The sequence below is a fragment of the Pinisolibacter sp. genome (genome assembly GCF_036782435.1).
Classification (GTDB): Bacteria; Pseudomonadota; Alphaproteobacteria; order Rhizobiales; family Ancalomicrobiaceae; genus CALBKH01.
The window spans coordinates 1-22517 of the sequence record NZ_DAIPZB010000004.1; the positions used below are offsets into that span (position 1 = coordinate 1).

At 67.3% G+C, this 22517-nt stretch carries 18 protein-coding genes; 12 read left to right on the top strand and 6 right to left on the bottom strand.

The annotated features are described in order from the left end of the window. Positions 1-497: 497 nt before the first annotated feature. The gene (locus V7Q42_RS02465) at positions 498-1802 is read left to right on the top strand and encodes a ferredoxin reductase family protein (RefSeq protein ID WP_333822220.1); all 1305 of its coding nucleotides are present in this window, start codon (positions 498-500) and stop codon (positions 1800-1802) included. 143 nt (positions 1803-1945) lie between these two features. On the opposite strand, the gene V7Q42_RS02470 is transcribed toward V7Q42_RS02465, so the two are convergent. The 5 genes from V7Q42_RS02470 to hutI form a co-directional block, all read right to left on the bottom strand. Then, positions 1946-2710, bottom strand: coding sequence for a UTRA domain-containing protein (locus V7Q42_RS02470; RefSeq protein ID WP_333822223.1), 765 nt, complete (start codon positions 2708-2710; stop codon positions 1946-1948). A 258-nt stretch (positions 2711-2968) separates the two neighbouring features. Continuing rightward, positions 2969-4636 carry a urocanate hydratase gene (gene hutU / locus V7Q42_RS02475; RefSeq protein WP_333822224.1) on the bottom strand — a complete coding sequence of 556 codons (1668 nt, stop codon included), beginning with the start codon at positions 4634-4636 and terminating at the stop codon, positions 2969-2971. A gap of 318 nt (positions 4637-4954) precedes the next feature. Then, entirely contained in the window at positions 4955-5770 is an 816-nt protein-coding gene (hutG, locus tag V7Q42_RS02480) for an N-formylglutamate deformylase (RefSeq protein ID WP_333822226.1), read from the bottom strand. Further along, positions 5767-7314: a histidine ammonia-lyase gene (hutH, locus tag V7Q42_RS02485; protein ID WP_333822227.1), complete on the bottom strand. Its 1548-nt coding sequence runs from the start codon at positions 7312-7314 to the stop codon at positions 5767-5769. Before hutH ends, hutG begins: the two co-directional genes overlap by 4 nt. After that, complete coding sequence (gene hutI / locus V7Q42_RS02490) at positions 7311-8528, bottom strand: imidazolonepropionase (protein ID WP_333822228.1); 1218 nt, start codon at positions 8526-8528, stop codon at positions 7311-7313. The genes hutH and hutI overlap by 4 nt, the downstream gene beginning before the upstream one ends. A gap of 117 nt (positions 8529-8645) precedes the next feature. On the opposite strand from hutI, the gene V7Q42_RS02495 reads away from it, so the two are divergent. Next, positions 8646-10016, top strand: coding sequence for a formimidoylglutamate deiminase (locus V7Q42_RS02495; protein ID WP_333822230.1), 1371 nt, complete (start codon positions 8646-8648; stop codon positions 10014-10016). A gap of 16 nt (positions 10017-10032) precedes the next feature. Here the strand turns inward: V7Q42_RS02495 and V7Q42_RS02500 are convergent, their stop codons facing one another. After that, on the bottom strand, positions 10033-10611 hold the full coding sequence (locus tag V7Q42_RS02500; RefSeq protein ID WP_333822232.1) for a peroxidase-related enzyme: 579 nt from the start codon (positions 10609-10611) through the stop codon (positions 10033-10035). A gap of 249 nt (positions 10612-10860) precedes the next feature. Between V7Q42_RS02500 and tal the strand changes: the two genes are divergently transcribed. The 10 genes from tal (at position 10861) to V7Q42_RS02550 (ending at position 22510) form a co-directional block, all read left to right on the top strand. Continuing rightward, positions 10861-11814, top strand: a complete 954-nt coding sequence (gene tal, locus V7Q42_RS02505) for a transaldolase (protein WP_333822234.1) — start codon at positions 10861-10863, stop codon at positions 11812-11814. Between the two features lie 114 nt (positions 11815-11928). Beyond that, the gene (locus V7Q42_RS02510) at positions 11929-12795 is read left to right on the top strand and encodes a bile acid:sodium symporter family protein (RefSeq protein ID WP_333822236.1); all 867 of its coding nucleotides are present in this window, start codon (positions 11929-11931) and stop codon (positions 12793-12795) included. Positions 12796-12894: 99 nt separating this feature from the next. After that, positions 12895-13287, top strand: a complete 393-nt coding sequence (locus V7Q42_RS02515; RefSeq protein ID WP_333822237.1) for a DUF2946 family protein — start codon at positions 12895-12897, stop codon at positions 13285-13287. A gap of 595 nt (positions 13288-13882) precedes the next feature. Beyond that, positions 13883-16168 (top strand): Sec-dependent nitrous-oxide reductase, encoded by a 2286-nt coding sequence (gene nosZ / locus V7Q42_RS02520; protein WP_333822239.1) that lies wholly within the window; start codon positions 13883-13885, stop codon positions 16166-16168. 239 nt (positions 16169-16407) lie between these two features. Next, positions 16408-17052 carry a c-type cytochrome gene (locus V7Q42_RS02525; protein WP_333822241.1) on the top strand — a complete coding sequence of 215 codons (645 nt, stop codon included), beginning with the start codon at positions 16408-16410 and terminating at the stop codon, positions 17050-17052. Between the two features lie 31 nt (positions 17053-17083). Next, complete coding sequence (locus tag V7Q42_RS02530) at positions 17084-17833, top strand: c-type cytochrome (RefSeq protein ID WP_333822242.1); 750 nt, start codon at positions 17084-17086, stop codon at positions 17831-17833. Between the two features lie 232 nt (positions 17834-18065). Beyond that, a complete protein-coding gene (locus V7Q42_RS02535) occupies positions 18066-19268 on the top strand; it encodes a hypothetical protein (protein WP_333822244.1) in 1203 nt (400 codons plus the stop codon). 16 nt (positions 19269-19284) lie between these two features. Continuing rightward, positions 19285-20712, top strand: coding sequence for a nitrous oxide reductase family maturation protein NosD (gene nosD, locus V7Q42_RS02540; protein ID WP_333822246.1), 1428 nt, complete (start codon positions 19285-19287; stop codon positions 20710-20712). Next, entirely contained in the window at positions 20709-21509 is an 801-nt protein-coding gene (locus tag V7Q42_RS02545) for a 4Fe-4S dicluster domain-containing protein (protein ID WP_333822248.1), read from the top strand. The genes nosD and V7Q42_RS02545 overlap by 4 nt, the downstream gene beginning before the upstream one ends. Next, complete coding sequence (locus tag V7Q42_RS02550) at positions 21506-22510, top strand: NapH/MauN family ferredoxin-type protein (protein WP_333822249.1); 1005 nt, start codon at positions 21506-21508, stop codon at positions 22508-22510. Before V7Q42_RS02545 ends, V7Q42_RS02550 begins: the two co-directional genes overlap by 4 nt. Positions 22511-22517: the final 7 nt, after the last annotated feature.

Below are 22517 nucleotides of genomic sequence, written 5' to 3' on the forward strand. Positions count from 1 at the left end.
TCAGTAGACGGTCGTCGAGGGCTATCCGCGCACAGGTCTCCTGATACCATCGGCCGTCATCTCTGACCGATGTGCGTCCACTCGCGCGTTCCGATCGAGGTGACGACCTCCGGACTGTCGAAGAGCGTGTGCCAAGCATCGCCGGCGGCGTCGACGATGTCGGCGTAGGTTTCGAAGACGCGGTTGGAGAGCCCGTTCGAGCGCAGGTGCTCCCAAATCTGCTCGACCGGGGTTCGAATCGATCAGCGTCATTCTGTCGACGGTCATCGTCATCTTCCTCGTCGGGTTCAGCTTCGCCCGAACCCTACGCGAAGATCGACGATGGCCGCTTTCCGGCGCCCGCTCCTACACCACTCCCCGGGGCGACACCATTCATCTTGAAACAACTCTCGGCTGATTTCTGAGGCCCTCGCGATTCCGTCAGATCGGAAACCGCTCTAGGATTGTTTGATCGCCCGTCGTGCTGTCATGGCGTCATGGAATAGGAGGTTCCGCAATTGAGGCGCATCTATCTGTCCTTCGCCGGAATTCTGCTCGTCACGCTGGCCCTTTGGGTCACGGCCGAGGCGCCGCTCTGGCTGGGCGGCTCCGGGACTCGCCGCGTAGGCGATGCCATCATGCAAGGTACGGGCGTCCTTGCTGTCGTTTTGATGGCGCTGTCGCTCATCCTAGCGGGGCGGCCCCGTATCGTCGAACCATGGCTGGGCGGTCTGGATAAAATGTTCCGCCTGCACAAGTGGCTGGGCATCGCTAATCTGATCGTGGCTGCCGTCCATTGGCAGGCCTATGGCCTCGTCAGGGGCAGTGATGCGGAAGGGGCGTCGGTCGGCGGAAACTGGGAAGGGCTACTGCCCGATCCGCATGGTCTAGCGGTGGCTTTCGGCGACCAGGCGTGGAAGCTCGTGCTGGTGCTGAGCATTCTGGCGCTGGTCAAACGCTTTCCCTATCGCTGGTTCCTCAAAACGCACTGGCTGTTCGTGCCGACCTATCTGATCCTGGTCTTTCACGCGGCGGTGCTTCTCGACAGCCGCTACTGGTTGACCCCATTGGGGCCGGTTCTGGCTGTCATTGTCGTGGCGGGCGTGGTGGCCGGTATCATTCGTCTTCTGCACAGCTTCGCCGTGGTGGATGACCGAGCTATCGGCGAGATCGTCGGCTTGGTCTTCCACGACGCCGTGAAGACGCTTGAGGTCGAGGTGCAGCTCGACAGTCGCTGGAAGGGACATCAGGCGGGACAGTTCGCCTTCCTGACGGTCGAGGCCGATCACGAGCCGCACCCTTTCACGATCACCAGCGCCTGGCGCGGCGACGGACGCATTTCCTTTCTCATCAAGGAGCTTGGCGACTACACCAGCGGGCTTGGCGCCCGGCTGAAAGTCGGCGATGCGGTGAAGGTCGACGGACCATGGGGAAGGTTTGATTTTGGCGGCGATGCGCCGCGGCAGGTCTGGATCGGCGGCGGCGTGGGCGTCACGCCCTTCATCGCGCGCATGCAGCATCTGGGCCATGAGACGGACGGTCGCCCGGTCGACTTCTTCTTTTCGACACCCGCCCCTTATCCGCTTGGTGACGATCTGCTGAGTCATGATGCGAAGACGGCCGGCGTCAAACTGCACCTGCACTACAGCGACAGCGCTGGCTTTCTGACCGTCGAGCATCTCCTGCAAGCCGTACCGCAACTGGCCGAGGCCGATATCTGGTTCTGCGGGCCGGCCGCATTGGCGACCGCGCTGAAGGATGGGTTCCATCGAATGGGTATCCCCGCCACCCGATTCCATCAGGAGCTGTTCGAGATGCGATGACAGCGAATGCGCCTTTCGGGGAGAGCGAAATAGCCGCCGAATTGGGGATACAGCGGTGGCGAGACATTTTGACGCCGGAGAAGATATCCTCGTTGCAAGTGGAAGCTCCTGCGGCACCTGCTTTTTATTGGTAAGTCGCGTTGTCACCCCGCGCCGGGGGCGATGCCGGCTCGTGACGTGCTCTCCGATCGGAAGCGGCCGACGAGGCGGCGCTTGTCGCCGGGGTGGACGAGGCGGGCCCAGGTGATCGGCTCGCCGTCGTTCCAGGTGCGGCGCTCGACCACCAGACAGGCGGTTCCGGTCCGGATCGACAGCAATCGGGCGGTCTCCCGGCTCGCCTCTTCGGCGGAGACGACATGCTCGGCTTCGCTCCACGGCACGGTGCGGACGAGCCAAGCGCCGGGAGCTTCGCCGGCGAAGGAGGTGTTCGCGGCAGCAGGGACGGCGGTGAGATTGATGAGCCGTTCTTCGATCTGCAGCGCCGAGCCGTCCGAAAAGTGGCGCACCAACAGGCGCAATACCGGCGTCGGTTCGTCGAGGCCGAGGCCGGCGGCGCGCGGGTCGTCGGCGTCGAGCGTCTCGCTGGCGAGGATCTCGAAGGAATAGGCGCCGCCGAGCCGTTCGACTTCGGCGCCGATGTCCCAGATCTCGAGCAGGGGCCGTTCCGGCGGGCGTTCGGCGACCACGGTTCCGGCGCGGCGCTTGCGGGTGATCCGCCCCTCGGCGGCGAGGTCCCTCAGTGCTCGGTGTACGGTCATGCGCGCGGCACCGTAGCGCTCCATGATCTCGATCTCCTTCGGGATCTTGGTGCCGGGCGGCCAGGTGCCGTCGTTCATCGGCCGGATCAGCGCCCGCCGGATCTGTTGCCACAGCGGCCCCTGGCCATCGAGGTCTTCGAGGTCGCTCATCGTTCCCCGCGGTATCAGTGCGCGATCCGGACTCTCCGCCGCCCGTCATCCCGGAGGCCGACGGTGCCGACCCACCCGGCCTCTGTGGGTCCGACGTCGTTCCCGGGCCGCGGGCCACATCCGCGCAGGTACCGCCGTCGGCCCGATATGTCTACGCATGAGATGGTCGCATCTCACAAGGGGGGCGGGACCTCGCGACGGGATGGTGGGCCGTGAGGCGCCGAAGCGGCGGTGGCGCGGCCGCGGTGGCGCCGCCGCTCAGCCGAGAATACCCGGCAGGTCGAGGCCCTGCTTCTCCGCCCAGTCGCGGGCGATGTCGTAGCCGGCATCGGCATGGCGCATGACTCCGGTCGCCGGGTCGTTCCACAGGACGCGCGTGAGCCGTTGCGCCGCCGCGTCGGTACCGTCGGCGACGATGACCATACCGGCGTGCTGCGAGAAGCCCATGCCGACGCCGCCGCCGTGGTGGAGCGACACCCAGGTGGCGCCCGAGGCGCAGTTGAGGAGGGCGTTGAGGAGCGGCCAGTCGGAGACGGCGTCGGAGCCGTCCAACATCGCTTCGGTCTCGCGGTTGGGCGAGGCGACCGAGCCCGAATCGAGATGATCGCGGCCGATGACGATCGGCGCCTTCAGTTCGCCTTTCGCCACCATCTCGTTGAAGGCGAGGCCGAGACGATGGCGATCACCGAGGCCGACCCAACAGATGCGCGCCGGCAGGCCCTGGAAGTGAATGCGCTCGGCCGCCATGTCGAGCCAGGTGTGGAGGTGCGGATCGTTCGGGATCAACTCTTTCACCTTGGCGTCGGTCTTGGCGATGTCCTCCGGGTCGCCGGACAGCGCCGCCCAGCGGAACGGGCCGATGCCGCGGCAGAACAACGGGCGGATATAGGCCGGCACGAAGCCGGGGAAGTCGAAGGCTTGCGCGACGCCCTCTTCCAGCGCCATCTGGCGGATGTTGTTGCCGTAGTCGGTCACCGGCACGCCGTCGTGCCACCACTCCAACATCGCCTTCACGTGGGTGGCCATCGAGGCGCGGGCTGCCTTCTCCACCGACTTCGGATCGCTCTCGCGCTCGGTCTCCCACTCGGCCAGCGTCCAGCCGGCCGGCAGGTAGCCGTTGATCGGATCGTGGGCCGAGGTCTGGTCGGTAACGAGATCGGGGCGGATGCCGCAGCGACGCATCTCCGGCAGGATCTCGGCGCAGTTGCCGAGGAGGCCGACGGAGATCGGACGGCCGTCCTTCAGTGACGCTTCGATCATCGCTACGCCCTCGTCGAGGGTGTCGGCGCGGGCGTCGAGGTAGCCGGTGCGGAGCCGGAAATCGATGCTCGACGGCCGGCATTCGATCGCGAGACAGGACGCGCCGGCCATGGTGGCGGCGAGTGGCTGGGCGCCGCCCATGCCGCCGAGACCGCCGGTGAGAATCCATCTGCCCTTCCACGAGCCGTCGTAGTGGCGGCGTCCCGCCTCGACGAAGGTTTCGTAGGTGCCCTGCACGATGCCCTGGCTGCCGATGTAGATCCACGACCCGGCGGTCATCTGGCCGTACATCATCAGCCCCTTGCGATCGAGCTCGTGGAACTTCTCCCAAGTGGCCCAATGGGGGACGAGGTTGGAATTGGCGATGAGGACGCGCGGCGCGTCGGCATGGGTGCGGAAGACGCCGACCGGCTTGCCCGACTGGACCACCAGGGTCTCGTCGTCCTTCAGCCGCTTCAGGGTGGCGACGATGCGGTCGAAGCTCTCCCAGTCGCGCGCCGCCCGGCCGATGCCGCCGTAGACCACCAACTCGGACGGCCGCTCGGCGACGTCCGGGTCGAGGTTGTTCATCAACATGCGCATGGCGGCCTCGGTGAGCCAGCTCTGCGCGGTGATCTCCGCACCGCGCGGGGCGCGAACGATACGGTCGTTGTCGATGCGGGTCATGGGGCGGTTCCTCGGGTGAGTTCGTGTCGTCGTGATTTCGGAGAGCTGCGGTGGGCGGAAACGTCCAGCCCCCCTCCCTGGCCCTCCCCCTCGAGGGGGGAGGGAATGGTCGTGGATCTCGCGATCGCCCCTCTCGGGCGGTGCCCGCTCCGAAGCGCGAGCCGATGAAGACGTAGACCTCCCCGCCTGAGTCCCCGCTTCCCTCCGGCCGGAGCCGGAGCTGGGAACCGAGACCTCGCCTCCTGCGTCCCCTCCCCCCTCGAGGGGGAGGGACAGGGAGGGGGCAACTGCGCCGGCGGCGGTTGCCGGCTTCGCGCCTCACCCCGCCGCGAAGGCCAGCGCGCCCTCGAGCGTGGTCTTCAGCACGGCGGCGAGCGGGGCGGCGGAGTCAGGATCCCAGGCCGGTGGCCAGTTGGTCTCGTCGATCTTCGCCGGTTCGTGCAGATAGCCGCGCATGGCCAGTTCCATCTGGACGGCATGGATGCCGGTCTCCGGACGGCCGTAACGGCGGGTGATCCAGCCGCCCTTGAAGCGACCGTCGACGACATGGCCGAGACTGCTCGTCGCACAGGGCGCGGCGATCGCCGCGACGAGCGCCGGATCGCAGGCGGCGCCCGAGTTGGTGCCGATGGCGAACTGCGGCAGTCGTCCGTCGAAGAGGCGGGGAATCGCCGAGCGGATGGAGTGGCAGTCGTAGACCACCACGCGGGAATGGATCGCCCGGAGCCGGGCGATCTCGGCGGCGAGGGTGTCGTGGAAGGGTACGAACCAGTGGTCGCGACGTTCGGCGACCTCGCCGGCGCCGGGTTCGCAGCCCGGGCGATGGAGTTCTTCGCCGTCGAATGTTTCGCACGGGCAGAGACCGGTGGTCGCCTGCCCGGGATAGAGCGAGGCGCCGGAGGGGTCCCGATTGAGATCGATCACCGAACGCGAAACGGTCGAGCGCACGAAGGTGGCACCGAGCCCACGGGCGAAATCGTAGAGATGTTCGACGTGCCAATCGGTGTCGCGACGGGCGAGCCAGGGTGAGACGAAGCGATCGTCGAGACCGACGAGATCGGTGCCGGTGTGCGGGAAGCTCAGGATCAGCGGTGCGTCACCGCGCACGACGCGGAGGACGTCGGGGCCGTTCATGCCGTCCCCTCCAGATCGGGCAGCGCGACCGGCGCCACCGCCGCCTCGATCTCGCCGGCGAGGATCATGTCGGCCACCGCCGCGATGTCGGGGGCGAAGAAGCGATCGTCGTCGAGTGCCGGCACACGGGCGCGGATCGCCGCGCGCACCCGCTCCAGCGCCGGGCTCGACGCGAGCGGTGCGTGGAAGTCACAACCCTGCGCCGCGGCGAGGAGTTCGATCGCCGCCACGTGGGCGACGTTGCGCACCATGCGATGGAGGCGGTAGGCGCCGTGCGCCGCCATCGAGACGTGGTCCTCCTGATTGGCGGAGGTCGGGATCGAATCGACGCTCGCCGGATGGGCCATCTGCTTGTTCTCGGAGACGAGCGCGGCGGCGGTCACCTGCGGAATCATGAAGCCGGAGTTGAGCCCGGGGCGCGGCGTCAGGAAGGCCGGCAGGCGGGAGAGCGACGGGTCGACCAGCAGCGAGATCCGCCGCTCGGCGATCGAGCCGATCTCGCACAACGCCAGCGCGGTGATGTCGGCGGCGAAGGCGACAGGTTCGGCGTGGAAATTGCCGCCGGAGATCGCTTCCGGCTCGGCACCCTCCTCGTGGAAGATCAGCGGGTTGTCGGTGACGCCGTCGGCCTCGCGGGCGAGGGTGGCGGCGACCGAGCGCAGGATGTCGAGGGCGGCGCCCATCACCTGCGGCTGGCAGCGCAGGCAGTAGGGGTCCTGGATGCGGTCGTCGTCGCGGCTGTGGCTGGCACGGATGGCGCTGCCGGCCATCAGCTCGCGCAGGGCCGAGGCGGTCTCGATCTGGCCGGGATGGCGGCGCAGGCGCTGGATACGCGGATCGAACGGCCCGTCCGAACCCTTGGCGGCGTCGGTGGTGAGGGCACCGGCGACGAGCGCGGTGCGGAACAGCCGCTCGGTGGCGAAGAGGGCGTGAAGCGCGTTGGCGGTGGAGAACTGGGTGCCGTTGAGCAGCGCCAGACCTTCCTTGGCGCCGAGGACGACCGGTGCGAGGCCGGCGCGCGCCAGCGCTGCGGCGGCGCTCATGCGCTCGCCGCGGAAGAAGGCCTCGCCGACGCCGATCATCGTCGTGGTCATGTGGGAGAGCGGCGCGAGATCGCCGGAGGCGCCGACCGAACCCTGCGCCGGGACGAGCGGGACGACGTCGCGGGCCAGCATCGCCTCGAGGAGGCGGGCGGTGGCGACGCGCACGCCCGAGGCGCCCTGGCCGAGGTTGGCGAGCTTCAGAGCCATCATCAGCCGGACGATCGCCGGATCGAGCGGTTCGCCGACACCGGAGGCGTGAGAGACGACGAGATTGTGCTGCAGCTTCTCGAGGTCGGCGTCGTCGATGCGGACCGAGGCGAGTTTGCCGAAGCCGGTGTTGATGCCGTAGACCGGCGCCCCCTTCGCGACGATGGCGGCGACGGCCGCGGCACCGGCGGCGATGGCCGCCTCGGCGCTCGGATCGAGGCGGACCGAAGCGCCGCGGGCGATGGCGCGCCAATGGGCGAGAGGGGTGTCACCGGGGGTGAGGATCACGGTCATGCGGTCCGTCCGTTGCGAATGCGGGCGTGGAGGGGCTGGGCGCCGAGGCCTTCGACGAGTTCGGCGAGGGTCTGGACCGACCAGATCGCCAGATCGCAGGCCTTGGCGACCTCGAGCGTGCCGATCTCGGCCTCGCGCCCCAGCGCCCGGGCGGCATTGCGGGTGACGCCGGCGAGGCACTCGTCGACGGTGAGGCCGAAGCGCACCGCGGCGAAATTCATCGCCAGCAGCAGCGAGGTCATCGGCGAGGTGCCGGGGTTGCAGTCGGTCGAGACCGCCATCGCCATACCGTGGGCGCGGAAGGCGTCGATCGGCGGCAGGCGCGTTTCGCGCAGCATGTGGAAGGCGCCGGGCAGCAGCACCGCCACGGTGCCGGCTCGCGCCATCGCCGCGACACCGGCCTCGTCGGTCCATTCGAGATGGTCGGCCGAAAGCGCCGTGAAACCGGCGGCGAGCGCCGCGCCGCCGAGGTTCGACAGCTGATCGGCGTGGAGCTTCACCGGCAGGCCGAGATCGCGTGCCGCGGCGAAGACCCGTGCCACTTGATCGGGCGAGAAGGCGATTTCCTCGCAGAAGGCGTCGGCGGCGTCGACCAGACCCTCGCCGGCGAGCACCGGCAGCATGGCGAGGACGGCATCGATGTGGGCGTCGCGATCGCCGTTCGCTTCGGGCGGCAGGGCGTGAGCGCCGAGGAAAGTGGTGACGACGGCGATGTCGCGGTCGACGCCGAGGCGGCGGGCGGCAGCGAGCATGCGGCGTTCGGAGGCGAGGTCGAGGCCGTAACCCGACTTGATCTCGACCGTGGTGACGCCGTCGGCGATCAGCCGGTCGAGACGCGGCAGGCTCGCTCGCACCAGCTCGTCGACATGAGCCGCGCGGGTGGCGCGGACCGTGGCGGCGATGCCGCCGCCGGCGGCGGCGATGTCGGCGTAGGTCGCGCCGGCGAGACGCGCCTCGAACTCGCCGGCGCGATTGCCGGCGTGGACGAGATGGGTGTGGCAATCGATCAGGCCGGGGGTGATCCAGCGCCCATCGCAGCGCACCACTTCGCCGGCGACGATGTCACCGGGCAGATCGCGGCGCGGGCCGACCCAGGCGATCCGACCGTCCTTCGCCGCCACCGCGCCGTCGTCGATACGGCCGACGCCCGGCCGTCCCGCCGCCAGGGTGGCGAGGCGGGCGTCGGTCCACAAGGTGTCGACGGCGAAGGTCATGCGACGGGGTCTCCGGCACGTACGGAGGATCGAATTCGATGGAACGGACCTTGTGCGAACTCCGACGGGCTGTCAATATGTCTATACATAAAAGCCGTACGAGAGGGCCGAGCCGAGATGGATGCAGCGATCTTCGAACGGGTCCTGACCCCCGAGGGGTGGCGCGGAGACGTCCTGATCGGCTGGTCGGGCGGGCGCATCACCACGGTGGCGCCGGAGGTCGGTGCGGCGACGCCAGCGGCGGTGCGGCGCATTCCGGGCGTCGCGGTCCCGGGGGTCGGCAACCTTCACAGCCATGCTTTTCAGCGCGGTTTCGCCGGCCTCACGGAACGGCGCGGCGCGGGTGCGGAGGACCATTTCTGGACGTGGCGCGAGGCGATGTATCGCTTCGCCGCCGCGATGACGCCGGAGCGGCTGCGGGTGATCGCGGCGCAGGCGCAGATCGAGATGCTGGAGAGCGGTTTCGCCGGCGTCGCCGAATTCCACTACGTCCATCACGCGCCCGACGGTCGGCCCTACGACGACCCGGCGGAAATGGCCGGTGCGGTCGCCGCCGCAGCAGCCGGAACCGGGATCGGCTTGACGCTGCTGCCGGTGTTCTACGCCCACGGCGGCTTCGGCGATCGGCGGATCGGCGACGGCCAACGCCGTTTCGCCTGCGACCTCGATCTCTTCTCGCGCCTCCACGAGTGCGCCGGGCGAATGGTCGCGGCTTTGCCGGAAGGCCGCATCGGCATCGCGCCGCACTCGCTGCGGGCGGTGAACGGCGGCGAACTCGCCGAACTCGTGCGCCGTCACGGTGACGGGCCGATCCACATCCACATCGCCGAGCAGGTGGCCGAGGTCGAGGATTGCCTCGCTGCCACCGGCGCTCGGCCGGTCGATCGGCTCTTCGACCTCGCGGAAATCGATGCCCGATGGTGTCTGGTCCACGCCACCCACGTCACGGCCGGCGAGATCGAGCGGATGGCGCGATCGGGGGCGGTGGCCGGGCTCTGCCCGATCACCGAGGCCGATCTCGGCGACGGCATCTTCCCGGCGGTCGCCTACCGACGGGCCGGCGGGCTCTGGGGGGTCGGCAGCGATTCCAACGTGCTGATCTCACTGGCGCAGGAGTTGCGCCTGCTCGAGCAGTCGCAGCGTCTCGTCGACCGGGCGCGCAACCGCCTCGTCGATCCGCCGCGATCCACCGGACGGACCCTGTTCGACACGGCGGTCGTCGGCGGGGCGCAGGCGCTCGGGCGGCAGACCCATGGGATCACGGTCGGCGCGCCGGCCGATCTCGTCGTTCTCGACGCCGATCACCCCGCCCTCGCCGGTCGCCACGACGATACCGTGCTCGACGCCTGGATCTTCGCCGCGGCGACGAACCCGGTCCGCGACGTGTGGGTCGCCGGGCGACAGGTGGTGAGCGGCGGCCGCCACACGATGCGGGAACGGGTGGCGGGCGAGTTTCGCCGCGTGATGCGCGAGACGGCCGAAATCTGAACGCGCCTCGCTCGGCTCAGCGGCCGAGATCGAAGAATTCGCGGTTGGGGCGCAGGTCGGTGACGTTGGCGAGGCGGTTCGACAGGCCGAAGAAGGCGGAGATGGCGGTGATGTCCCAGGCGTCCTCGTCGGTGAAGCCGTGTGCCTTCAGCCGGTCGAGGTCGTCGGCGCCGATCTCGTGGGAGCGGGTGGTCACGGCCAGGGCGAAATCGAGCATCGCCTTCTGACGGTCGGTGATGTCGGCCTTGCGATGGTTGATCGCGACCTGATCGGCGACCAGCGGATTCTTGGCGCGGACGCGCAGGATGCCGCCGTGGGCGACGACACAGTATTGGCAATGGTTGGCGCCGGAGGTGGCGACGACGATCATCTCGCGTTCGGCCTTGGTCAGGGCGCCGGGCTTCTCCATCAGCGCGTCGTGATAGGCGAAGAAGGCGCGGAATTCGTCCGGCCGGCGGGCGAGGAGCAGGAAGACGTTGGGGACGAACCCCGACTTCTCCTGGACCGCGACGATGCGTTCGCGGATGTCGTCGGGCCAGGAACTCGGATCGGGAACGGGATAACGGGCGACAGAGGCGTGCTGCGGATCGGTCATCGGTGTCTCCTCCCGGCGCGTTTTCGCGAGACGTCGGGCGACCGACGTCTCGATTTTGCCCCGAGGTTACGACGATTCGGGAGCGGCCGTCCGACTTCGGCGACCGGCGGCGGCGGACGATCGGGGATCCGGGGTTCCACGGGCGTCGCGAAAGACCGGATGTCGCGCCCGCCCGCCCGGGTCTATTGCCTTCGGTGAGACGACGCGCGCCGATGGGAACGGGCACGGCGTCGTCGGTGGAGGGCGATCATGGCGCTGTCGAAACTCGAGCAACTGCGGACGATGACGACGATCGTCGCCGATACCGGCGACTTCGAAGCGGTGCGGCGTCTGCGGCCGGTGGATTGCACCACCAATCCGACGCTGGTGGCGAAGGCGATCGCGCTGCCGCATTTCACCGATCTGGTCGAGGCGAGCCTCGCCTGGGGACGGACGCTTTCGGGGGAGCGGGGGAAGGTGATCGAGGCGATCGCCGATCGACTGGCGGTCGAAGTCGGCGCGCGGCTCTGCGAGCTCGTGCCCGGGCGGGTATCGACGGAGGTCGACGCCGACCTCTCCTTCGACACGGTCGCGACGGTGGCCAAGGCGCGATCGATCGTCGCCGCCTATGCGGCTCGCGGCATCCCGCGCGAGCGCATCCTGATCAAGATCGCCGCGACCTGGGAAGGGGTCCGCGCCGCCGAGATCCTCCAGCGCGAGGGGATCGACTGCAATCTGACGTTGATCTTCTCGGTGACCCAAGCGGTCGCCGCGGCGGATGCCGGCGCCTTCCTGATCTCACCCTTCGTCGGGCGCATCCTCGACTGGTGGGTGAAGGCGACGGGAAAGAGCTACACGGCGGCGGAAGATCCGGGCGTGCGGTCGGTCGCCGCGATCTGGCGCTACTTCAAGGCGCACGGCGTCTCCACCGTGGTGATGGGGGCGTCGTTCCGCAACGTCGGAGAGATCGAGGAACTGGCGGGCTGCGACCGGCTGACGATCTCGCCGCAGTTGCTCGACGAACTCGCCGCGGCGGAAGGGCCGCTCGAACGACGGCTGATCGCGCAGGACGGCGAGGCTCCGTCACGTATCGTGCTCGACGAAAAGAGCTTCCGCTGGCGGATGAACCAAGACGCGATGGCGAGTGAGAAGCTCGCAGAGGGGATTCGTCTCTTCGCGCGAGATCTGGTTGCACTGAAGGAAACGATCGATACGCGGTTGTGAGCCGGCTATTCCCGTGCGGTCCTCGTTCGATCGCGCCAGCTTGACCGATGATCAGGCGGGCGTCACGGTTCCGGTCTCCGATGGGCCCCGACACCGCGACGAGGAGACGCCATCTTGACCCTGATCATACCTCTCGGCCTCGCCTTCCTGATGTTGTGCGTGGGGCTCGAGACGCGGATCGCGGACTTCCGGGCGCTCGCCCATGCGCCGCTCGGGGTCGCTGCCGGGTTGGTTTCGCAGATCGTCGGGTTGCCGCTCATCGCCATCGCCGTCGCCCATCTCCTCGGGCTGCCGGCGGCCCATGCCGTCGGTGTCGTTCTCGTGGCGGCGGCGCCGGGCGGGGTGACGGCCAACTTCGTGACCCTGATGGCGGCGGGTGACGTGGCGCTGTGCGTCACCGTCACGGTGCTCGGCAGTCTCGCCGCGCCGCTCACCGTGCCGATCGTCGTCGGCCTCGCCTTCCACCTCTTCGCCGGCGACAGCGTGGCGCTGTCGCTGCCGCTCGGGCCGACGATCGGCGCGGTCTTCGTCACCACCGTGGTGCCGCTGGTCATCGGGATCGCGGTGGCCGAACGGCACGCCGAAGCGGTCGCCCGGGCGCGGCCGATCCTGCGGCGCGCTTCCTTCCTGGTCTTCCTCGTCATCGTCGTCACCGCCATCGCTTCGCAATGGTCGGCGCTCGTCACGTCGTGGAAGGTCGTCGGTCTGGCCGACATCCTGCTCAATCTGGCGGCGATGGCGGTGGCCGCGGCACTCGGCAAGGCCGTCGGGGTGAAGGCGCCCGGGCTCGTGGCGCTGTCGATCTCCGGGGGCCTGCGCAACATCGCCCTGGCGTTGACGGTGGCGATCGGCATCCTCGGGCGACCCGACATCGCGGTGGCGGCGACGGTCCACGTCTTCGTGATGAACGCCTCGGCGCTGGCGTTGGTCGCGATGCGGCGTCGCAGCCGGCTTGTCCGAGATCAAGGAGCGTCGACCTGAAATGTGATCTCGTTTTCCATCGAGGAGATCCGCGACGCGCGGATCGGTCTCGCGTGGACGCTTGAGCGCACCACGAGTGATGAGCACGAGGGTTCGGCCTTGAGGGCTCGACGGACACGAAGCGGCTGGCTCGCCACGCTGCGCCGGTTCTCCGGCGTCGGTGCGGTCGTCTTCGCCGTCGTGTTCATGGTCGGGGTGGCGCGGGCTCATGCGCTGGCGCTCGTCTCGGGCGACGATGAACTCTGCTTCGCCATGGGCTTCGCCGGTCGCACCGCGACGCCCACGTCGGACCCTGCCGATCTCGCCGACGGCAGCCACGCCTGCTGCGATCTGAGCCTCTGTCTCGATGCGTCGACGTTGCCGCCGAGCGAGCCGCCGTACGTCGCGCCGCGGCGTATCGTCCGCCGTCGGGCGCGGGTACGCCGGTCGGTCTCGACCACGTGCGTGCGGCGTTGCGGCGGTAATCGGCCGCGCGGCCCGCCCACCCTCTGATCTTCCCGAAAGCGTCGTGGCCGCCGCCGAGCGGTCGCGCGATCGGGCGAGACCGCGAGAGTGGCGTCGGCCGGTTCCCGAAAGCCTCCATTCGCACCTCGTCCGTCGGACTGCTCCGACCACCCGTCGACGGTGTGCGTCGAGGCGACCTCCCCGGTTCTCCTGCCCCGGGCGTGTCGCCTCCGCCACCATCCAGGGGTGAGACGCGGAGCCGGACGACGCATCTCGATCCGTATGAAATGTCGCGGCCCCGTCTCTGCTTGACGGGGATCAAGGATCCGTTGTCCCCATGTGTCAGTGTCCGGCGCGGAAAGGGACGTGACTCGTCGTCGGTGACGGCGAGCCGGGAGGTCGGACGGATCTCCTCTCCCGTGTCCGGGTCATCCATGAGCGATGGCGGGCACGGCCGGCGGACCCGACCCGAGAACCGAGCAGATTTCGCGATCGAAACGCAACGTTTCGTCGGTATCGGCGTTCGCCGACCGCGTAGGGGTGTTCTTTGCCGTCGAACCGGGACGGTCGGGAGCCGCGGTAGCGAGCGACGAGGCACGAAAGTGGCGGAAGATCAGGGATCGAACAGAGCAGGAGTGCGATCATGAGATCGTTTCTGAAGACGACCGTCGCGTTGGGTGTGCTCGCGGGTCTGGGCGGCGCGGCCTGGGCGGAGAACCTCGATGACGTGATGAAACGCCGTGGCCTCAGTCAGAAGGATCTGCTGGCGGCCGCCAAGACCTATACGCCGACCGGCAAACGCGACGAATTCGTGGTCTTCTCGTCCGGCGGTCAGGCCGGCCAGATCATCGTCTACGGCGTGCCGTCGATGCGCATCCTGAAGTACATCTCGGTGTTCACGCCCGAGCCGTGGCAGGGCTTCGGCTACGACGAGGAATCGAAGAAGGTCCTCAAGCAGGGCTGGATCGACGGTCGCGAGATCACCTGGGGCGACACCCACCATCCGGCGATCACCGAGACGAACGGCAAGCTCGACGGCGAATATCTGTTCATCAACGACAAGGCGAATCCGCGCGTCGCGGTCGTCTCGCTGCACGACTTCGAGACCCAGCAGATCGTCGTCAATCCGATCCTGCAGTCCGAGCACGGCGGCACCTTCGTCACGCCGAACTCCGAATACGTGCTCGAAGCGGCGCAGTATCCGGCGCCGCTCGGCCGCGTCTACGCGCCGCTCTCGGAATTCAACGAGAAGTATCGCGGTGCGATGACCTATTGGAAGTTCGATCGCGCCAAGGGCCGCATCGACGAATCCAAGTCGTTCTCGATCGAACTGCCGCCCTACACCCAGGACCTGTCGGACGCCGGTAAGGGTCCGTCGGACGGCTGGTCGTTCACCAACTCGTTCTGCGCCGAGCGTTACGTCGGCGGCATCGAGCAGGGCAAGCCGCCGTTCGAGGCGGGTTGCTCGGCCAACGACGCCGACTATCTGCACGTCATCAACTGGAAGAAGGCGGCGGAACTGGTCGCGGCCGGTAAGGCCGGCAAGATCAACGGCCACGACGTGCTGTCGATGAAGACCGCCGTCGAAGAGGGCATCCTCTTCCTGATCGCCGAGCCGAAGTCGCCGCACGGCGCCGACGTCACCCCGGACGGCAAGTACATCATCGTCGGTGGCAAGCTCGACACCAACGTCACCGTCTATTCGTGGGAGAAGATCAAGGCGACGATCGACGCCAAGAAGTTCGCCTCCAAGGATCCGTACGGGATCCCGATCCTCGACATGAAGGAAGTCGTACACAAGCAGGTTCAGCTCGGCCTCGGCCCGCTGCACACGCAGTTCGACTCGAAGCCCTGCATCGCCTACACCTCGCTCTACGTCGACAGCCAGGTCGCCAAGTACGACTATTGCGAAGGCAAGGTGCTCGACAAGATCTCGGTGCACTACAACATCGGCCATCTGATGGCGATGGAAGGCGAGTCCATGGCGCCGGGCGGCAAGTACCTCGTCGCCCTGAACAAGCTGTCGATCGATCGCTTCAACCCGGTCGGTCCGCTGCATCCGCAGAACCATCAGCTGATCGACATCACCGGCGACAAGATGGAACTGCTCTACGACATGCCGATCCCGCTGGGCGAGCCGCACTATGCGACCTCGATCGCGGCCGAGAAGCTGAAGCCGCTGGTGCGCTACAAGTACGGCACCGACAGCCGGACCGGCGAGGCTCATCCGGCCGCGGTGCGTCCGGGCTCGGAGAAGATCGTGCGTGAACCGGGCAAGGTCACGGTCTACGGCACGGCGATCCGCTCGCACTTCACGCCGGAAATCGTCGAAGCCAACGAAGGCGACCAGGTCACCTTCCACATCACCAACGCGGAGCGCGCCGAGGACGAGACCCACGGCTTCACCGTCGACACCTATTCGGGCAACCTCAGCCTCGAGCCGGGCAAGACCGCGTCGGTGAGCTTCAAGGCCGATCGTCCGGGTGTGTTCTCCTACTATTGCACCGAGTTCTGCTCGGCGCTCCATCTGGAGATGGAAGGCTACCTGCTGGTCAAGCCGAAGGGCATGGCGGACGCCACCCCGGCGGCGGTCAAGGACGCGGTCGCCTACACCAAGGCGGACTTCGACAAGCAGTACAAGACCAACCTCGATACCCAGGCGGTCATCGACTCGGTGGTCAAGTTCATCATGTCGACCAACTACAAGGACTTCCCGACCGTCGTCGCCCTCGTCGAGGACGCCGTCGACCAGCTGAACTTCGCCAAGGACGCCAAGGACAAGACCGACGCGGCCGCGGCCAAGCAGGACTGGCAGCAGGGAACCCTGTGGGCGAACCAGTGGTGGCAGTATCAGGTCAAGGCCGCGGACATCGGTCTGCGCGTCAAGACCTACCTGGAAGAGAACGGCGCCAAGGTGATCGCCAAGTGAATTCCATCCGGAGACCCCGCCGGCTCGGCCGGTGGGGTCTCCCACGAGATCCGAGGGGGCGGTTCACCGCCCTCTCGCCGTTCCCGGACGTCCGGGACGTCGAGACGAAACGAAAAAGACGCGAATCAGGGCGATATCGACCGACGACTCAACCGTGTCCACCGAACGCCACCCGGCGACGGCGGCGCGATCGACGACCCCGGCTCGTGGAATGCGCGAGCAGCCAGAGGAAGACCGTCATGCTTCGAATCGCAACCGGCCTCGTCGCCGCCTTGCTGATCTCCACCGCCTCTGCCGCGGCCCAGACCGCAGCGCCCGACGGTAAGGCGTTGTTCGCCTCCAAGACCTGCGTCGCCTGTCATGGCCGCAACGGCGCCCGAGCGATCCAGGTGTTCCCCAACATCGCCGCTCAGGACGCGAAATACCTGCTGGCGCAGATGAACGACATCGCCGACGGCAAGCGCATTTCCGGCAACGACGATCGCGGCTATCCGCGCACCCAGGGCATGAAGGACATCATGCATCTGGTGAACGCCGAGGAGCGCGCGGCGATCGCCGACTACCTCGCCAAGGCGGAACCGGCGAAGGTGAAACCGCTCGATCCGCCGATCGACGACGCCCGCCGGGCGGCAGGCAAGGACGCCTATGCCAAGGGCGGCTGCACCACCTGTCACGGCGCCGACGGCCTGAAGCCGCTGGCCAGCTACCCGATCATCGGCGGTATGAAGCGCGATTATCTCGTGTTGCAGATGACGGAAATCAGGGACGGCATCCGCAAGAACGGTAAGGTGGCGACGATGCTGCCCTTCGCCAAGAAGCTCGACGACACGAAGATCGCAGCGATCTCAGATTACCTGTCCCAGATCGAGCGTCCGGCCAAGTGACGCCACGGACGGAAGAAACCGGAGACATCATATGAAGAAGTTCCTCTCCTCCAGCGTCGCCGCCGCGGTCCTTCTGGTCGCCGGCGTTGCCTATGCGGCCGGTCCCGCGGCGGTCGACAGTGCCACCTTCGAAGCCAACAAGCAGAAGAAGGAATGGATGAGCCAGGGCGGCGAGCGTGAAGAGGCGCTGCATCTCGCGCCCAACAAGGCGAACGGCAAGGACGTCTACGAAGTCTGCTCCGCCTGCCACATGCCGGAAGGCTGGGGTCTGACCGACGGCACCTTCCCGCAGCTCGCCGGTCAACATCGCACCGTCATCATCAAGCAGCTCGCCGACATCCGCGACGGTCACCGCGACAATCCGACCATGTATCCGTTCGCGCTGCCGTCCGAGATCGGCGGCACTCAGGCGATCGCCGACGTGTCGGAGTACATCGCCGGGCTGAAGATGAATCCGGAGAACGGCGTCGGCAAGGGCGACGACCTCGAACTGGGCAAGAAGCTCTACGCCGACAACTGTGTGCGCTGCCACGGCGAAGCCGGCGAGGGCAACGCCGAAAAGTACTATCCCCGTATCCAGGCGCAGCACTACGAGTACCTCGTGCGTCAGTACAAGTGGATCAAGGAGGGCAAGCGCCGCAACTCCAATCCGGAGATGGTCGAGCAGATCAAGAACTTCTCCGATCGCGATACGCTCGCGGTGCTCGACTACGTGTCGCGGTTGAAGCCCTCGGCGGATCTGGTCGCGCCGAAGGGTTGGAAGAACCCGGACTTCCAGTGATCGTGCTTCGAGGGGAGGTTGCGACCTCCCCTCGGCGATCCGGTACGAGAGCCGCCACGCGTGTCGCGTCCGTGCGGCTCTCGTCGTTTTCCGCCCGTCGGCCGTGCCGGGAATGCAGGTCTCACTTGCCTCATTTCAAGGAGCACGACCGCGCCGCATGGAATATGGATTTCCGATCGAAGATTTCGTGCGCGCGGCGTTCGACGCCGCCGCCATGCAGGGGATACGACCGATGACGTCCACTCCTTCGGCCCAGCCGACCGCCAAGTCCGGTTCCGGCATGGCCGGCATCCTGTTCCGCGTTCTGTGTCTGGTGGCCCTGTTGGCGCTGGGCGCGTCCTACTTCCAGCCCGCCTGGTGGGTGTCGCTGAAGGCGCCGAACTATCCCGAGCACGCCTTTCCCGACGGCGTGAAGATCCACTTCCACGTCGACCGGGTGGCCAACGGCTGCCAGATGCGCGAATCGAAAGAGGTGCTCGAGAAGGAAGCGCTCGACTGCGTCCACGAGATGGACACCATCAACCACTTCGTCGGCATGTACCCGATCGCCTCGGGCGGTCCGGTGGAGAAGCTCTTGTCGCCCTTCCTGTTCTCGATGATCGGGGTGTGTATCGTCGGCTTCGCGGTGCCCGGAGTCCTGGCGCGCACCACGGTCATGGGCCTCGGCTTCGCCGGCGTCGCGGTGTGGATGTCGATGGCGCTCTATGCACCGAACGGCGTGCAGTACCTCGGTAAGGGCTGGGTCACCGGCCTCGTCGACAGTCTCGGCCGCTCGGAGGACGAGACCAAGGACCAGGAGATGCATCCGATCGTCAAGCAGCTCAGGGAGTCGCTCGCCAAGTCGGGCATCATGGTGGGTAACGAAGGGCCGAAGGTCGCGGCGGCTGCCACCAAGGCGCAGTTGATCGACGTGCTGAAGGCGGTCTACGAGATCAAGGCGCCGGTCAGCCTGACCGATCCGACGGTCGGCAAGTGGACCGGACGCGGCATCGACGTGATGGCCTGGCACTACGAGGAGAGCCTGGGGCGTTGGTTCAACGAACCTGTCAAGAACCAGCGTCTGGTGGCGATCATGAAGACCGCGACCCACATCGTCTTCGGCGGCGTGCTCGCCGCCATGGCGCTGCTGCTGTGGATCGGCACGCGGCCGCGTTCGGCGCTGTTCGTGGCGCTCGCCGCCGTCCCGATGATCCTGCCGCTGGGCTTCATCGCGGAATATTCGGCTTGGCTCTGGTGGTACGGCCACAGCCTCAACGCCATGGGCGCGTTCACGCTGAAGCCGTTCATGCCGACGGTCTTCGGCGACGGCAAGGTGGCGCAGTTCTCGACCCATTCCTATCCGGCGATGGGCTTCGGGCTGATGTGTGTGGTGGGCGTGTCGATGGCGGTGGCGGCGCTGATGCGGCGTTCGCTGCCGGACGAGGCCAAGACCTGAGGCGGAGACGATCGCCATGATCGGCTCGTATCGGCTGACGAGTTGGGTGAAGGGGGGGATCGCCGCGGGCTTCGCGCTGGGCGTCGTGGCTCTCGTCGGGGCGGGCGTCGTGCGCTACGCCGAGATGCGGGGCGTCGACGACCTCACCCGCGACGCCGGCTTCGCCGACCATCATCCGCCGGCGCCCGATCCGCGCTCGGAAGAGGAACTCGAGGACCTGCGCAGGTTCCCGCCGGGTGCGGTGGCGCTGCAGCCGCTGATCGACGCCACGCCGACCGGCGGCACCCTGCGCCTCGAGGCCAAGATCTACGCGGCCCCCGGTCGTGTCACGCGGACGATGCGCATCGAGGGTGTGCCGGGCGCCACGATCGTCGACGGCGGGGGTATCGGATCGTTGATCACGGTCGAGGCCGACGACGTGGCGATGACCGGGGTCACCCTGCGCAATTCGGGAGATCGCCACGAGACCACCGACAGCGCCGTACGGCTCCGCGCCAAGCACGGTTCCTACAAGGACAACGTCATCGAGGACTGCCTTTTCGGCTTCGAACTGCGGCAGGCCGATCGCAACATCATCCGCCGCAACAAGATCGGCTCGAAGGACCTGCCCGAAGCGCTGCGCGGCGACAGCGTCCGGGTGTGGTATTCGAACGGCAACATCATCGAGGACAACGAGATCACTCACGTCCGCGACACGGTGGTGTGGTATTCGACCGACAACATCATCAATCGCAACCGTATCGTCGATAGCCGATACGGCATCCATTTGATGTATTCCCACAAGAACAAGCTCAACGGCAACAGCTTCCTGTCGAATACCGTCGGCATATTCCTGATGTACGCGAACGACAACGATGTCATCGACAACGTCATCCACTACAGCCAGGGGCCGTCGGGAATCGGGTTGGGGTTCAAGGAGTCGTCGAACACGCGGGTCGAGCACAACGACTTCTTCGCCAATGCGCGCGGCATCTTCATGGATGCGTCGCCCTACGATCCGGAAGGGTTCAACCACTTCCGCTACAACCGCATCGCCTACAACGGGACGGCGGTGTGGTTCCATTCCGACTGGGAAGGCAACACCTTCGAGGACAACGCCTTCGTCGGCAATCACACCGGTGTCAGCGTCTACGGTACCGGCTCGGCCAACCGCAACCGCTGGCGCGGCAATCTGTGGGACGACTGGGTCGGCTTCGATCGCGACGGCGACGGCTTCGGCGACACGCCCTACGAGAGCTGGAGCTGGGCCGACCGGCTGTGGATGGACGTCCCCGACGCCCAGTTCTTCCGCACCTCGCCGTCGCTCGAGCTGATCGACTTCGTCGAACGACTGGGTTCGCTCACCGAACCACGCCTGATCGTGCGCGACGCGGCCCCACGCCTGCACCTGCCGGATGCCGACATCGGTGCCCGGGGCACCAAGCGGCCGGAGAAGACTTCATGACCGATGTGAACGACACCGAAAACGGCGGCGGGGCGACCGGCCAGCCGAAACGCTCGCGCAAGGTGGACGAAGAACGCCGCCGCTTCCTGCGCTCGCTGGCGGTGGGGGGGGCGGTCACCTGTGTGGCGCTCGCCGGCTTCGCCCAGCACAAGATGGCGCATGCCGGTCCGCGCCTCAGGCCGCCCGGGGCGCTCGACGAGGAGGCCTTCCTCGCCGCCTGCATCAAGTGCGGCCAATGTGTCCAGGTCTGTCCGATCCGCGCCATTCACCTCGGCGATCTCGACGAGGGGCTGAGCAACGGCGTGCCCTACATCGCGGCGCGCGATCAGGCCTGCGATTTCTCCTGCGACGCCACCCAGTGCATCCTGGCCTGCCCCACCGGCGCGCTGTCGCATTCGATCGACAAGAAGGAACAGGTGAAGATGGGCGTGGCGAAGCTCGTCGAGCCCGACGCCTGCCTCGCCCGCCAGGGCAAGGGATGGAAGGGCTCGGCGCGCGGCCCGGCATTCCCCGGGGTGCTGCGCTATGCCGAGATCGATCGCTGGAAGGCGCAGCCGGTGGCCGCCCACCCCTACGATCTGCCGCTGTGCGATCTCTGTGTCCGCCATTGCCCGATCGACGGGGCGATCTCGCTCGAGCCGATGCCGGAGGATCCGGGCTCGGGCAGGCGGACGCCGGTCGTCGCCAAGTCCTGCGTCGGCTGCGGCGTCTGCGAGATGATGTGCCCGACGTCGCCGATCGCCATTCGCGTCGAGGTCATCACCTCGGGCCGTGAACCGGAAGGGAAGCACACATGAGACCCGGATTCGTCGGCCGCACCATCGACGGCCTCGGCCTCCTGTTCGGTCGCCAGCCCCAGAAGCCCACTCCGGAGGAGATCACCGAGGAGGCGCGCGCCATGCACCTCTTCAAGAAGACGCCGGACGAGCGCAAGCGCCGCAAGGAGGCGATCCGCGAAGAGCTGGAGCACCCGCAGGCCTCGAACAAGTGGCGCATCCGCCGCTGGATCTCGATCCTGGTGCTCAACGGTATCTTCGTCGCCTCCTATTGGAGCGACCTGCAACTGGTGGAGGGGGCGTTGACGGCCAGCCGCGTCCTCGGCTTCCACTTCGCCGATCTCAATTCGTCGCTGCAGCTGATGCTCGCCCACAAGCATGTGGTCATCAATCTGCTGATCGGCATCACCACGGTGTTGTTGTTCTATCTGGCGCTCGGCGGACGGACCTTCTGCTCCTGGGTCTGCCCCTATCACCTGCTGTCGGAGATCGCCGAGAAGATCCATCTGAAGCTGGTCGAGAAGCGCTGGGTGAAGGACCATCCGCTCGACCGGCGGCTCAGGACGGTGATGTTCGGCATCTTCGCCGCGCTCGCCTTCGTCACCGGCTACACGCTGTTCGAGACGATCTCGCCGGTCGGCATCCTGTCGCGATTCCTGACCTACGGTACCGGGATCGGTCTGATCTGGATCGGCGCCCTGCTGGCGATCGAGGTGTTCTGGTCGCGGCGCATGTGGTGCCGCTATCTCTGCCCGATCGGCTTGACTTATGGCATGGTCGGCACCGTCACGCCGGTTAGAGTCGTGCACGACGTGACCTTCTGCTTCCACGAAGGCAAATGCCGGGACGTCTGTCTGGTGCCGCACGTGCTCGACATGACCAAACTGGGCTATGCTACCGAGGTGCGCACGCCGATCGGTCCGGACTGCACGCGTTGCGGCATGTGCCTCGACGTCTGTCCGACCGGTGCGTTGCGCTTCGACGTCAAGGGGATCACCAAGGTCGAACAGCCGGCCGAGTGATCTTTCG

Coding starts and splice junctions, on each gene's coding strand:
- hutH (WP_333822227.1), bottom strand. CDS start 7,314: ATGACCGTGATCCTCACCCCCGGTGACACCCCTCTCGCCCATTGGCGC.
- V7Q42_RS02500 (WP_333822232.1), bottom strand. CDS start 10,611: ATGACCGATCCGCAGCACGCCTCTGTCGCCCGTTATCCCGTTCCCGAT.
- V7Q42_RS02545 (WP_333822248.1), top strand. CDS start 20,709: ATGACCGATGTGAACGACACCGAAAACGGCGGCGGGGCGACCGGCCAG.
- V7Q42_RS02530 (WP_333822242.1), top strand. CDS start 17,084: ATGAAGAAGTTCCTCTCCTCCAGCGTCGCCGCCGCGGTCCTTCTGGTC.
- hutI (WP_333822228.1), bottom strand. CDS start 8,528: ATGACCTTCGCCGTCGACACCTTGTGGACCGACGCCCGCCTCGCCACC.
- V7Q42_RS02470 (WP_333822223.1), bottom strand. CDS start 2,710: ATGAGCGACCTCGAAGACCTCGATGGCCAGGGGCCGCTGTGGCAACAG.
- hutU (WP_333822224.1), bottom strand. CDS start 4,636: ATGACCCGCATCGACAACGACCGTATCGTTCGCGCCCCGCGCGGTGCG.
- tal (WP_333822234.1), top strand. CDS start 10,861: ATGGCGCTGTCGAAACTCGAGCAACTGCGGACGATGACGACGATCGTC.
- hutG (WP_333822226.1), bottom strand. CDS start 5,770: ATGAACGGCCCCGACGTCCTCCGCGTCGTGCGCGGTGACGCACCGCTG.
- nosZ (WP_333822239.1), top strand. CDS start 13,883: ATGAGATCGTTTCTGAAGACGACCGTCGCGTTGGGTGTGCTCGCGGGT.
- V7Q42_RS02550 (WP_333822249.1), top strand. CDS start 21,506: ATGAGACCCGGATTCGTCGGCCGCACCATCGACGGCCTCGGCCTCCTG.
- V7Q42_RS02495 (WP_333822230.1), top strand. CDS start 8,646: ATGGATGCAGCGATCTTCGAACGGGTCCTGACCCCCGAGGGGTGGCGC.
- V7Q42_RS02535 (WP_333822244.1), top strand. CDS start 18,066: ATGACGTCCACTCCTTCGGCCCAGCCGACCGCCAAGTCCGGTTCCGGC.
- nosD (WP_333822246.1), top strand. CDS start 19,285: ATGATCGGCTCGTATCGGCTGACGAGTTGGGTGAAGGGGGGGATCGCC.
- V7Q42_RS02525 (WP_333822241.1), top strand. CDS start 16,408: ATGCTTCGAATCGCAACCGGCCTCGTCGCCGCCTTGCTGATCTCCACC.